Source organism: Halomonas sp. S3-1-1, assembly GCF_023757625.1.
In the GTDB taxonomy this organism is placed as follows: Bacteria; Pseudomonadota; Gammaproteobacteria; order Pseudomonadales; family Halomonadaceae; genus Vreelandella.
On the sequence record NZ_JALGBZ010000001.1, the window covers coordinates 31,830 to 44,964 of the forward strand.

Genomic DNA, 13,135 nt, shown 5'->3' on the forward strand with positions numbered 1-13,135 from the left:
AGCCCTAAGCGTTGCTTAGGCGAGAAGCAATTACGTTCATCATCGATGACGATAACTTCTCGAGTTACTCACTGTTATCGCAAGGAATGTGCGCGTGCTGATTCCCTTAGGTTATCTGGTGGTACTGCTGTCGGTATTCGGCGGGTATATGTTGGCGGGGGGAAGCCTTGGACCGATTTATCAGCCTCTCGAGCTATTAATTATCGGGGGGGCTGGCGTGGGCGCGTTCATTGCGGCCAATAACGGTAAAGCGATCAAGGCGACTTTCAAAGTGCTGCCCCGGCTCAAGCGGGCCAAAAAGTATAACAAGGCGCTCTATATGGAGCTCATGGCGCTTCAGTTCAAGATTCTGTCGAAGATACGTCGTGAAGGGATGCTCGGCATCGAGCGCGATATCGACACGCCCGCAGAGAGTCCGCTGTTTCAAGAACACCCCACGGTGCTTGCCGACCCGCACATCATGAACTTTCTGACCGACTATCTGCGCCTGATGGTCAGCGGTGGCATGGAGCCCATGGAAATCGACGAGCTAATGCTGCACGAAATCGAAGTGTTCGAGCAGGAAATGCACGTGCCGATCGATGCGATCAACAAGGTGGGCGACGCCATGCCCGCCTTCGGTATCGTGGCCGCGGTCATGGGCGTAGTGAAGGCGTTGACCTACGCCGATGCGAGCCCCGACGAAATGGGCGAAATGATCGCCCACGCGCTAGTCGGTACCTTCCTGGGCATTTTGCTGGGTTACGGCTTCATTAGCCCCATCGCCAGCTACGCCGACCGCCAGGCCCGCGAGGCCGAGAAAATGCTTCAGTGTATCCGCGTGACGCTGTTGGCAAGCCTGCACGGCTACGCCCCGCAGCTGGCCGTGGAGTTTGGCCGTAAAGCGCTGCACACCGCCGAGCGCCCAAGCTTTAGCGAGCTTGAAGAGTACGTTCGCGATGCCAAAAAGGGTGGCGCTGCATGAGTAAAGGGGCCGACAAGCGCCCGATCGTCATCCGGCGCAAGAAAGTGGTTCACGCCCACCACGGCGGCGCGTGGAAGATCGCGTTGGCAGACTTCATGACCGCGCTGATGGCGCTTTTTTTGGTGCTCTGGATTTTGAGCGTGGCAAGTGACGAGCAGCGCCAAGGGGTGGCCGAATACTTTAGCGCGCCGCTTGCCACCGCGATCACCGGTGGCGATCGCTCCGGCAGCACCAACGTCATTCCCGGCGGCGGCCCTGACCCCACGCATACCGACGGTGAGCGTGCCCGAATCGATACGCTCCAGCGCACCCGTCCCAGCAGCCAGGAGCGGCGCTTTTTCGAGGAGCTGCAGGCGCGTATAGAGCGCGCGATCGAGCAGGACCCGGAGCTTCGCCAGCTGCGCTCCCAAATGCGCTTCGACCTGACCCGCGAAGGGCTTCGCATCCAGCTTTTGGATACCGACCAGCGGCCGATGTTCGAGCTCGGCAGCGACCAGGTCGCCTCCTACATGCGAAGTCTTCTACGTACCATGGCGCCGCTTTTGAACGAACTGCCCAACGAACTCAGCATCAGCGGCCACACCGACAGCGTGCCCTACGCCGGCGGCTACCGGGGCTACAGCAACTGGGAGCTCTCCAACGACCGTGCCAACGCCTCGCGCCGCGAGCTCGTTGCGGGTGGGCTCGACCCGGACCAGCTTCTACGCGTCTCTGGCTTCGCTGACCGCGTGCTGCTGCCGGAAACCGAATCCGTCGATCCGCGTAACCGTCGGATTGAGCTGGTCGTGCTGCTGCCCGAAATCGCCGAGGCGATCCGTAACCCGAGCATTTTGAGTCAGGGCGATCCGGTGTCGGACGAAAATAGCCTCGAAGAGACTTTAGAAAATCTGCCGCAGGCCGATACAGCCCAATAAGCAAGGCTTGTCATAACAACTATGACGCTAATGTGGAGCAGTGCATGGATATAGCGGATTTTTTTGACACCTTTTTCGAAGAGGCGGAAGAGCTCCTTGCGGATATGGAACAGCACTTGCTGGAGCTGGATGTCGATGATCCAGATAGCGAGCAGCTAAACGCCATCTTCCGCGCCGCCCATTCGATCAAGGGCGGAGCGGGCACGTTCGGCTTCAGCGTGTTGCAGAAAACCACGCACATTCTGGAAAACCTGCTGGACAGCGCGCGTAAGGGAGAGCTTTCGCTGCGAGCCGACCTCGTCGATACGTTTTTAGAGGCCAAGGACATTATGCACGAACAGCTCAACGCCTACCGCAGTGAGTCGGAACCCGATCAGCAGGCCTTCGAGCGTATTTGCCACACGCTTCAACAAATCGCGCTCGAGGAGATTGGTGAACCGCTGGCGATCGCTCCGGTCGCCGCTTCCGAGCCCCGCCCCGAAGCTTCTCCCGAGCCCGCAGTAGCAACGAGCGAGCCGGCCGCGAGTGGTCAGCTTCTCGTTGCGCTGTTGAACGTCAAGGAAAAGGATCGCACGCTGCTGGTCGAAGAGCTCGAGCAGCTCGGCGAGATCCAGAGCCAGTCCGGCGACGAGCAGCGCTTCGAGGTCGTGATGACGGCAAGCGTCAGCGCCGACGACATCGAGGCGGTGATGTGCTTCATCATCGAGCCCGAGCAGATCAGCATCAGCGCTGCACCCTCCAGTGCGTCCACCCCGGACAGCGCCGCCACCCCGGCGACGCCCCCGGCACCCACGCCGTCTGCACCTACTGAAAAGCCCGCCGCCCCGCCAGCGCCCGCCGCCAGCAAGCCGTCGGCGCCGAAAAGTGCCGGCGAAAAAGGCGGTGAGAAGGCGGGTGAGAAGGGCGGCAAGAAAGGCGCATCGGAGTCGAGCTCGATTCGCGTATCGGTAGACAAGGTCGACCAGATCATCAATTTGGTGGGCGAGCTGATCATCACCCAGTCCATGCTCGATCAGACGGTGAGCGATTTAAGCGACCAATCGGCGTCAAGTGGCTCGCTGCAAAACGGCATGAGCCTTCTGCAGCGCAACGCCCGAGACCTGCAGGAAGCGGTGATGTCGATTCGCATGATTCCCATGGAGTTCGTCTTCAGCCGTTTCCCGCGCGTGGTGCGCGATACCGCCGGCAAGCTGGGTAAAGAGATCGAGCTGATCACCGAGGGCAAATCCACCGAACTCGACAAGAGTTTGGTCGAGCGGATCACCGACCCGCTGACCCACTTGGTGCGTAACAGCCTCGATCACGGCATCGAAATGCCCGACAAGCGCGAAGCGTTGGGCAAGTCCCGCCAAGGCAAGCTGACGCTAGCCGCGCGTCATCAGGGCGGTAACATTCTGATCGAAGTGAAGGATGACGGTGCCGGCATGGACCGCGAGCGGCTGCTCGCCAAGGCGCGGGAAAACGGCCTGAATGTCTCCGACACCATGTCGGATGAAGAAGTGTATCAGCTCATTTTCGCACCGGGTTTCTCCACCGCCGCTGAGGTAACCGACGTGTCCGGGCGCGGCGTCGGCATGGACGTGGTCAAGCGTAATATTCAAGGCATGGGCGGACGTGTCGAGATCCAATCGAAGCTTGGCGAGGGCACCAACACGCGGATCGTGCTGCCATTGACGCTAGCCATCCTGGACGGCATGTCGATCAAGGTGGGTAGTGAAACCTTTATTTTGCCGCTTTCCACGGTGCTCGAGTCGCTTCAGCCCGCGAAAGGTGACATGTACGCCATGGCCGGTGACGACGTCGTCCTCAAGGTGCGCGACGAGTACCTGCCGGTGATCGCTATTCACGAAGCGCTCGACGTGGCAGACGCCATCACTGACCCGACCCGTAGTATCGCCGTGATCGTACAGGGCGAAGGCCGGCGCTATGCGCTGCTGGTCGACGAGTTGGTCGGACAGCAGCAGGTGGTGGTCAAGAATCTAGAAGACAACTACCGCAAAGTACCTGGTGTTTCCGCTGCCACGATCCTGGGCGACGGAAGCGTCGCGCTGATTCTGGACATTACCGGGCTGCATCGACTGTGCCGTGCCAAGAAGGAAGCGGGAAAATCCGCTTACGCCCAATACCTCTCGTATGACAAGGAGATCGAACTGTCATGACCCAAGCCAATAGTGATGCGGTACTGTCCGCCGCCGAAGCGGACAACAGCGAATTTCTGGTGTTCTCGCTAGGCGAGGAAGAGTACGCCATCGACATCCTGAAGGTTCAGGAGATCCGCGGTTACGAAAACGTCACCCGTATCGCCAACGCGCCGGACTTCATCAAGGGCGTAACCAATTTGCGCGGTGTGATCGTGCCGATCGTCGATCTGCGCATCAAGTTCCACCTCGATAACGTCGAGTACGGCGGCCAGACGGTGGTCATCGTCGTCAACGTGGCCGACCGCGTGGTGGGCATCGTGGTGGACGGCGTGTCGGACGTGATGACGCTGACGCCGGATCAGATCAAGCCGGCACCGGAGTTCGGCGTCACGCTCTCCTCGGACTTTTTGAGTGGGCTTGGCAGCCTCGAGGATCGTATGCTGGTGCTGGTGGACATCGACAAGCTGTTGACCAGCGAAGAGATGGCGCTGGTCGATACTACCCGTCACGCCTGATAGCCGCCGGCGCGATAGCGCTCGGTCACGACCTGGACTTTGAAAGCGCCGATGCGGCGAGTGCCGCGGGCGTAAAAGGGGCGATTGTTGATGCACACCCTGTTGAGCAACATGACCGTTCGACTGAGCTGGACGCTGGTTCTGGTCACCTTTTCCGGTCTGACCGTCGCCGCCTGCGCCACCGGGCTTTACGCGCTGGATAAAAGCGGCGCACTCGTGGCCAGCGCGGCCGATGGCGCCGCTCAGCAGCGTTTCGACACCTTCGCCGACCTTGCGCGCTGGGCGCTGATCGCCATTTTGGTGATCACAGCGCTGACCGTGGCGGTCGTAGCCTGGGGCGTGAGCGCGAACGTGTTGCGCCCGCTGAGCCGTCTGGTGGGCTACTTCGAGCGTATGGCCGATGGCGATTTGAACCAGTCGATCACCGCGCCCGGCAACAACGAAATCGGGCGGCTCTACCTCGCCATGGCGGCGATGCAGGGGGCGCTTTCGCAGACCGTTGGGGTGGTACGCCAAAGCGGAACTCTGATTTTCGAGCGCGCCCACGATATCGCCAGCAGCAACGGTGACCTGTCTGCGCGCACCGAGCAGCAAGCCTCGTCGCTCGAGGAGACCGCCTCCAGTATGGAGGAGCTCGCTTCCACGGTAAACCACAACGCGGACAACGCGCGCCAGGCTAGTCGGTTGGCCAGCGATGCCACCCTCACCGCGCGTCAAAGCGGCGAGGAAGTGAGCCGGATCGTCGAGACCATGGAAGAGATTAGCTCGAGCTCGCACCGGGTAGCCGACATCATCACGCTCATCGATACCATCGCGTTTCAAACCAACATTCTGGCGCTCAACGCCTCTGTCGAAGCGGCGCGTGCCGGCGAGCATGGCCGTGGTTTCGCCGTGGTCGCCCAAGAGGTCCGTAGCCTGGCCAGCCGCTCCGCCTCCGCCGCCCAGGAGATCCGCACTCTCATCGATACCTCGCTTGCCAAGGTGGATAGCGGCACGGCGCGGGTCAACCAGGCCGGTGAGACTATGCAAGGGTTGGTCAGCGCGGTGCAGCGGGTTAGCGACATCATGGACGAAATCGCATCGGCTTCTTCTGAACAGAGCAACGGGATCGGCCAAGTGAACCAGGCGGTGACCCAAATGGATGATGTCGTGCAGCAAAACGCGCGGCTCGTTCAGCAGGCCGCCGAACGCGCAAGGGAGCTGGAAGGCGATGCGGCACGACTGCGTGACGCGGTCGTGCGTTTCAAGGTTGCCGAGGGGGGGGGCCATGGCGCCGCGCCGATAGCGAAGCCTGCGCTGCCCGCTGCGCCCGTCGTGCGGGCAAAGCCGGTACGCTCGGCGCCGGCCGTCGAAGAGTGGGAGGCGTTTTAAACCGGCATCGTTCTGGTCGTTAACAGTACCCCGGGAGAACGCGGTTTAGCCGTGCTCACTATCGGGATCATTTTCAAAAAAAGAACAAGGTAGAGCATGCGCAATAATCAGCCCGTCACGCAGCGCGAAGTCGAACTGGGAAGCGACGATTTTCTGGTCTCGCGAACGGACCTTGAAGGCAACATCACTTATGCCAATCCGGCGTTTGTCGAGATCAGCGGCTATACGCGCGATGAATTGATCGGGGCGCCGCACAACATTATTCGCCACCCGGATATGCCGCCGGCGGCGTTCAAGGATTTGTGGCAGACCGCCAGGGCGCAAAAGACCTGGCGTGGGCTGGTCAAAAATCGCTGCAAAAACGGCGATCACTACTGGGTCGAAGCCAGCGTCACCCCGATTATCGAAAATGATGACGTTGTGGGTTACACCTCCGTGCGTGTACAGGCGAGCCGCAAGGCGATCGATCACGCCCAACACGTTTACGCTGAGGTGAGCGCCGGGCGTGGCAAGGCGATTTATCTCGACAAGGGTCGTATTCGCCGGCGCGGCGCGCTGCAGCGGCTAAAACGCCTCCGCTTGGCAACCATCCGGGCGAAACTCGTCGGCATGATCGTAATTGGCAGTACGCTTTTGCTGCTTAGCGGCGGACTCGGGCTTTTCGGTATCAACGCTGCTGGTGATCGGTTGACGCAGCTTCATGAGAACGGATTGCGTGACGTCATCCGTTTGCAGCAGATCGATCAAGGTATCGCGCTGACGCGCCAGTCGCTGGTCCAGTCTAACCGGATGGAGCTGGTCGATCGTCGCTTCGACATCGGGGATGAGATCGCTCAGCGAGCTGAGGAGATCAGTGCGACCTGGCAGGCCTTTTTCGATCGAGAGGCGAACGCGATCGGGCTTGCGGCCGAGTTCGATGCGCAGTTGCAAACGTTTGTCGACGGCGGCGTGGCGAGCGCCGTTAGGGTACTGCAGTCCGACGATGCGCTGGACGTGTTTACCCAGCTGGGCGATATCACCACGCAAATCAACGAAGAAGGGCGGGCGCTGTCGCTGATGGTGAACGAGCTGATCGGCCAGGAGCAGCGCGCCGCCGAGGCGATGGCCGCGGAAGGAGAACAGGCCCAAGTGAGCATGCTGGCCACTCAGGCCGTCGTCATGGTGGTTGGGCTGCTCGCACTGATTCTGCTGGGCGTGATGATTCTGCGTTCGATCATCAGGCCGCTCAACGACGCCTCGCGCTTCACCCTGCAAATCGCTGGCGGCAATCTCGCGGCCCGCGCGCCCTCGACGCGTCGCGATGAGATCGGCCACCTGCTGGGTTCGCTGAACACCATGCGCAAGAGCCTTGGCAGCATCATCGGTGACGTCAAGGACGGGATTGAAGTGGTCACACCGGCGGCGCGCAATATCGCCAGCGGCAACGAAGAGCTTTCGGCGCGTACCGAGCAGCAGGCGGCGTCGCTTGCTCAAACCGCCTCCAGCATGGAGCAGATGACCGCGACGGTACGTCAAAATAGCGATAACGCTCAAAAAGCGCGCCGTTTGGCCGATAACAATGCTGAGCGGGTTAGTCAAACCGGCGACCTGATGACCGAGCTTGTTAGCAACATGCAGCGCATTACACAAAGTTCACAAAAGATGACCGATATTATCGATGTCATCGACGGCATCGCGTTTCAGACCAATATTCTGGCGCTGAATGCCTCCGTCGAGGCGGCGCGGGCTGGCGAACACGGTCGCGGTTTCGCTGTGGTGGCAGAAGAGGTGAGAAATCTTGCCGGTCGCTCCGCCGCCGCCGCTCAGGAAATTCGCGGTTTGATCGACAGCTCGCATCAGGATGTCACCACCGGCGCCACGCTGGTCGAGCAGGCCGAGGGGGCGATCAGCGAGGTGGTCGACGCTGCTCGCAGCGTAACCGACATCATGCACCAGATTTCGTCGGCATCAGAAGAGCAGAGCAGCGGCATTAGTGAGGTCAACCAGTCGGTGACCGAAATGGATCAGGCCACGCAGCAAAACGCCGTGCGTGTGCAGCAAACGGCGCAGGCCGCCCTTGCGCTGGAGCACCAGGCAAGCCTTCTGTCGATGTCGGTCGAAGCGTTTCGACTGCAGCGGCAAACCCAACAAGCCCACGCGAGCGCGACTTATAAAATGCCTTCGCCGACGCTTTCCACCGGGAAGTCATCTTCCCTACCGCCGGCTGCCAGCCCCGCTAAACGGCAGATCGCGGTTGCAGAGGAGTGGCAGGAATTTTGAACGAATCACGCGTTGAGTCGGGAGAAAAAAGCACCTGGACAACGGGCAGTCAAGTCGAGCGTGATCTGATTCTCACGGACGCCGACTTCTTGCGCGTTAGGGAGCTGATCTATCAGCGGGCCGGTATCGTGCTGGCCGAACATAAGCGGGAGATGGTTTATAGCCGCCTGGCGCGGCGATTACGCCACCACGGCCTAACGCGCTTTACCGACTATTTGACGCGGCTCGAGCGCCAGCCGGACGCGAGCGAGTGGGAAGCGTTCACCAATTCGCTCACCACCAACCTGACCGCGTTCTTTCGCGAGGCGCACCATTTTCCGCTGCTGGCCCAGCACCTGAAGGACCGCACCGGCTCTATCACTATCTGGTGCGCGGCGGCGTCCACCGGTGAGGAGCCTTACTCGATCGCCATGACGCTTCTGGAGGTGCTCGGCTCGCGCGTGTCGAACGCAAAGGTGATCGCCACGGATATCGACACCGACGCGCTGGCGAAGGCGCGAGCGGGTATCTACCCCCAGGAGCAGGTGCGCAAGCTCGACGAAGCGCGTGTGAAGCGTTTTTTCCAGAAGGGAACGGGCAATCACGAGGGCCTTGCCCGGGTGCGCCCGGAAGTGGCGGCGCTGGTGGAGTTTCAGTCGCTCAATTTGCTGGCGCCGTCCTGGTCGGTGAAGGGCCCCTTTGATGCCATATTTTGCCGCAACATAATGATTTATTTCGATAAAGAAACGCAGTCCAAAATTTTATCGCGCTTCGCCCCGGTAATGAAAAGCGATGGTTTGCTGTTTGCCGGCCACTCGGAGAATTTTTCCTACATCAGCGACGCCTTCAAGCTGCGTGGCCAAACGGTCTACACCAAGGCCGTACGGTGAGCGCCGCGCCGTGGCTCTGCTTGAAAGGCGTGTAGCGATGAATTCACTAACAGGAGGCGGACCTTGAGTACTGCCAAAATCAAAGTGCTGTGCGTCGACGACTCGGCGCTGATTCGTGATCTGCTCACCACGATCATCAACGAGCAGCCGGATATGCAAGTGGTCGCCACCGCCCCGGACCCGCTAGTGGCTCGTGATTTGATCAAGCAGCACAACCCGGACGTGCTGACCCTCGATGTTGAAATGCCGCGCATGGACGGGCTCGATTTTCTCGACCGGCTAATGCGCCTGCGCCCGATGCCGGTGCTGATGGTGTCGTCGCTGACCCAAAGCGGCTCGGAGATCACCCTGCGTGCGCTGGAGCTCGGCGCGCTGGATTTCGTTGCCAAGCCGAGCATCGGGGTGCGCAGCGGCATGATGGACTACGCCAACGAAATCGCCGAAAAAATCCGCGCCGCCGCGCGCTCTCGCCCGCGTCAGGCGCGCAAGACCACGTCGGCGCCGGCGGCGCTTAGCGCGCCGATGATCACCAGCGAAAAACTGATCATCATCGGCGCATCGACCGGCGGCACCGAAGCGATTCGCGCCGTGCTCGAGCCGCTGCCCGCTAACACGCCGGCTATCATGATCACCCAGCACATGCCCGGCGGCTTTACCAAGTCGTTTGCCGAGCGCCTGAACCGGCTGTGCCGTATCACAGTAAAGGAGGCCTCTGAAGGTGAGCGCGTGCTCCCAGGGCACGCCTATATCGCCCCCGGCGGCCAGCATTTGGAACTGGCCCGCAGTGGCGCCAACTACGTCGTGCGCCTGCACGAGGGTGAACCGGTCAACCGGCACCGCCCCTCGGTCGACGTACTGTTTGATTCCGCCTCGAAGTATGCCGGCAAGAACGCCATTGGCGTCATTCTGACCGGCATGGGTAAGGACGGAGCGACGGGGCTTTTGAAGATGCGCCAAGCCGGCGCGCCAACGATCGCCCAAAACGAGCAGAGCTGCGTGGTGTTCGGTATGCCCCGCGAAGCGATTGCCGTAGGCGGCGCCACCGAAGTGCTGGCGCTGGATGACATTCCTGAGCGTTTGATGGCGCTGGTCGCTGCATCGGGCCGCGCGCAACGCGTTTAAATCAACGTAGCTACTTATAGGGATCACGCAATGGGACGGTTCGCTCGTAACGTCAGTATCCACACAGCGGTCTTAGCGGCATTGGTGAGCTTCATCGTTTTGATCCTGGCGCTGATTGCGCTCAACATCATGACGGATCGGTCCACCGAAAATAACGTCAATACGCTTAACCGTATCAGTCGCGATCAGCTCAATGAGCTTAACCGTGGCGATTCTTTGCTCAATCAGGCGCTGGTAGAAATGGAGCGTGCTGCCAGTTATATCATGGTGGGCCGCAGCAATTTGGCCGAAGAATCGATTACGTTAGCAGCGGATCGCATCGAACGAGCCGAGGAGCGTTTTGAACACTTCATCGCGACTCCGCGCACCCCCCAAGGCGAAGTGCTGGCTATCCCGATGATTGAAGACTACCAGCAGATCATGCCACTCATCAGACAGCAGCTGGAGAGTCTTGAGGACCGGGATACGGTGGCGTTCGATCAGCTACGTAGTGACATGAAAAGTGCACTTTTGGAGATGGCGGAGAGTGTCACAGCGTTCACACGCTATGGATTTAGCCGGGTGGATGGCATTCAGGAAGATCTTCAATCGCAACGCTCTTTTTTCAATATGCTTTACGTGGGGGCCTTGGTCGTTACGATTCTAGTTGCATTGGCTGTATATCTGGGGCTGCGCCGGATCGTTACGGCGCCGCTCAACGATGCGGTGCGCCGGCTCAACAAGATCGCCGAAGCGGATCTTACCGAGCCACTGCCGCCCTCGAGCAACAATGAAATCGGTCGTCTGTTCGCGGCCATGGGCATCATGCAGCAAAACCTGACCGGACTGGTCGAACGCGTACGCGGCGGTAGTAGCGAGATCCACCACGGCACCCGGGAAATTAGCCAGGGTAACACCGAGCTCTCCTCGCGCACCGAGCAGCAGGCGGCCTCCATCGAGGAGACCGCGGCGAGCATGGAAGAGATGACCGCCACCGTGAAGCAGAACGCGGACAACGCGCGCCAGGCCAGCACCCTGGCCGGTGAAGCGTCCACTACGGCGGAGCAGGGTGGTCAGGTCGTCGAGCAGGTGGTTCAAACCATGCACGGCATTTCGCAAAGCTCGCAAAAGGTGGCGGACATCACCAGCGTGATCGACTCGATCGCCTTTCAAACCAACATTCTGGCGCTAAACGCGTCGGTCGAAGCGGCGCGGGCCGGTGAGCAGGGCCGCGGCTTCGCCGTGGTCGCCGGTGAAGTGCGCAATCTGGCGAGCCGCAGTGCCGACGCCGCCAAGGAGATCAAGACGCTGATCGACAGCTCCGTCAAACAGATCAGCGAAGGCTCGACCCTGGTCGAGCAGGCAGGCTCCACCATGACCGACGTCGTCAGCGCGGTGCGCCGGGTCGCGGACATCATGGACGAAATTTCTGCCGCCTCTCAGGAGCAGAGCGACGGTATCGAGCAGGTCAGCCAGGCGGTTGGCCAGATGGACGAAGTCACCCAGCAAAACGCGGCGCTGGTGCAGCAGGCCGCCGCCGCAGCGGCCTCGCTCGAGGAGCAGGCCAGCCGCCTCGAAGAGGCGGTCGCGGTATTCAAGGTGCTGGACGGCGGGCGCGGCTACGCATCGGCTTCCACCGCCAGTGCGCGCCCCAAGCCGGCCGCAGCACCTCAGCCCGTCCAGCAAATCGCTCAACGACCCGAGACCGCGCGAGCGCGTGTAAGCCAAGTCGAAGAGTGGGAATCCTTTTAATTTAACGCCCCCGACACTGGTCGGGGGCCAATGCCCCCTATAGAGAGAGAACGAGCAATGGCCGATAAGAACATGAGCTTTCTGGTCGTGGACGATTTTCCGACCATGCGTCGCATCGTGCGGAGTTTGTTGAAAGAGCTGGGCTTTACCAATGTCGATGAAGCTGAGGACGGTCAGGACGCCCTCAACAAGCTGCGCGCGGGTAGCTTTGAGTTCGTCGTCTCTGACTGGAATATGCCGAATCTGGACGGACTCGAGATGCTCAAGGAAATTCGCCAGGATGCGGCGCTCAAGGAATTGCCGGTATTGATGGTGACCGCCGAAGCGAAAAAGGAAAATATCATCGCTGCTGCTCAAGCCGGTGCCAACGGCTATGTCGTCAAGCCGTTCACCGCTGCGACCCTCGAGGAAAAACTTAACAAAATCTTTGAAAAGATGGGCAAATAAAGTGACCGGGCTTCGCGCTTGGCTCACGAGGAGAGCACCATGAGTCAGAATGAGCAGGCAGGCGACAAAGCGCTGCCCGAAGACGCCGATGATTTGATTCTCCGGATTGGTAAGCTGACCCGCATGCTGCGAGACAACATGCGCGAGCTCGGTTTGGACAAGGAGATCGAGAGAGCGGCGGTGGCCATTCCCGACGCCCGTGACCGGCTGCACTACGTTGCCACCATGACCGAGCAGGCCGCCGACCGCGCACTCAACGCCATCGACCGCGCGCAGCCCTTGCAGGACGAGCTCTCGGAACGGGCGGAGGCGCTCGACAAACGCTGGGCCGCCTGGTTCGAAGAGCCCAAAGAGCTCGATGAGGCGAAGGAACTGGTCAAACAGACCCGCGGCTACTTGAGTGAGGTGCCCGCGATGACCGCGGCTACCAACAAGGAGCTTCTGGATATCATGATGGCCCAGGATTTCCAGGATCTGACCGGTCAGGTCATCAAGAAGATGATGGATGTGATCCGCGAAATCGAGCACCAGCTTGTCCAGGTACTGATCGATAGCGTTCCCGGCGCAGAGGCGCGCGAAAGCATGCAGCGCAAGGCCCAGGATCAGTGGGAAAGCGAGAGCGTACGGCGCAAGGAAGATCTGCTAAACGGTCCGCAGATCAAGGATAACGCGCCGGATATCGTGACAGACCAGGATCAGGTGGACGACTTATTGGACGAATTAGGCTTTTAATACCTTGTTATTGAGACATTGTTAAACGTCTCATCTGGCACACTAGGCACCTTACTCAGCCGTCCTTCGG

12 protein-coding genes are annotated in these 13,135 nt (G+C 60.4%); 11 read left to right on the forward strand and 1 reads right to left on the reverse strand.

The genetic code is table 11. From position 1 onward, the window contains the following. Positions 1 to 94 precede the first annotated feature (94 nt). The 4 genes from motA to cheW are packed head-to-tail and all read left to right on the forward strand — an operon-like array spanning position 95 to position 4,534. Entirely contained in the window at positions 95 to 964 is an 870-nt protein-coding gene (motA, locus tag MQW23_RS00200) for a flagellar motor stator protein MotA (protein WP_252105804.1), read from the forward strand. After that, positions 961 to 1,878, forward strand: coding sequence for a flagellar motor protein MotB (motB, locus tag MQW23_RS00205; protein ID WP_252105805.1), 918 nt, complete (start codon positions 961 to 963; stop codon positions 1,876 to 1,878). Before motA ends, motB begins: the two co-directional genes overlap by 4 nt. Before the next feature lie 44 nt (positions 1,879 to 1,922). Beyond that, the gene (gene cheA, locus MQW23_RS00210; RefSeq protein WP_252105806.1) at positions 1,923 to 4,037 is read left to right on the forward strand and encodes a chemotaxis protein CheA; all 2,115 of its coding nucleotides are present in this window, start codon (positions 1,923 to 1,925) and stop codon (positions 4,035 to 4,037) included. Further along, positions 4,034 to 4,534, forward strand: coding sequence for a chemotaxis protein CheW (cheW, locus tag MQW23_RS00215; protein WP_252105807.1), 501 nt, complete (start codon positions 4,034 to 4,036; stop codon positions 4,532 to 4,534). The genes cheA and cheW overlap by 4 nt, the downstream gene beginning before the upstream one ends. Here cheW and MQW23_RS19380 read toward each other — a convergent pair. Continuing rightward, positions 4,525 to 4,647, reverse strand: a complete 123-nt coding sequence (locus MQW23_RS19380; protein ID WP_264297462.1) for a hypothetical protein — start codon at positions 4,645 to 4,647, stop codon at positions 4,525 to 4,527. The genes cheW and MQW23_RS19380 overlap by 10 nt on opposite strands. Here MQW23_RS19380 and MQW23_RS00220 point away from each other — a divergent pair. From MQW23_RS00220 to cheZ, 7 genes are all read left to right on the forward strand, one after another. Beyond that, positions 4,646 to 5,905: a methyl-accepting chemotaxis protein gene (locus MQW23_RS00220; protein ID WP_252105808.1), complete on the forward strand. Its 1,260-nt coding sequence runs from the start codon at positions 4,646 to 4,648 to the stop codon at positions 5,903 to 5,905. The genes MQW23_RS19380 and MQW23_RS00220 overlap by 2 nt on opposite strands. 96 nt (positions 5,906 to 6,001) lie before the next feature. Further along, positions 6,002 to 8,164 (forward strand): methyl-accepting chemotaxis protein, encoded by a 2,163-nt coding sequence (locus MQW23_RS00225; protein ID WP_252105809.1) that lies wholly within the window; start codon positions 6,002 to 6,004, stop codon positions 8,162 to 8,164. Beyond that, complete coding sequence (locus MQW23_RS00230; protein WP_252105810.1) at positions 8,161 to 9,033, forward strand: CheR family methyltransferase; 873 nt, start codon at positions 8,161 to 8,163, stop codon at positions 9,031 to 9,033. Before MQW23_RS00225 ends, MQW23_RS00230 begins: the two co-directional genes overlap by 4 nt. 63 nt (positions 9,034 to 9,096) lie before the next feature. Beyond that, positions 9,097 to 10,155, forward strand: a complete 1,059-nt coding sequence (locus tag MQW23_RS00235) for a protein-glutamate methylesterase/protein-glutamine glutaminase (protein WP_252105811.1) — start codon at positions 9,097 to 9,099, stop codon at positions 10,153 to 10,155. A 30-nt stretch (positions 10,156 to 10,185) separates the two neighbouring features. Further along, the gene (locus MQW23_RS00240) at positions 10,186 to 11,886 is read left to right on the forward strand and encodes a methyl-accepting chemotaxis protein (RefSeq protein ID WP_252105812.1); all 1,701 of its coding nucleotides are present in this window, start codon (positions 10,186 to 10,188) and stop codon (positions 11,884 to 11,886) included. Positions 11,887 to 11,943: 57 nt separating this feature from the next. Beyond that, positions 11,944 to 12,333: a chemotaxis response regulator CheY gene (cheY, locus tag MQW23_RS00245; protein WP_252105813.1), complete on the forward strand. Its 390-nt coding sequence runs from the start codon at positions 11,944 to 11,946 to the stop codon at positions 12,331 to 12,333. Between the two features lie 39 nt (positions 12,334 to 12,372). After that, positions 12,373 to 13,065: a protein phosphatase CheZ gene (gene cheZ, locus MQW23_RS00250; protein WP_252105814.1), complete on the forward strand. Its 693-nt coding sequence runs from the start codon at positions 12,373 to 12,375 to the stop codon at positions 13,063 to 13,065. Positions 13,066 to 13,135: the final 70 nt, after the last annotated feature.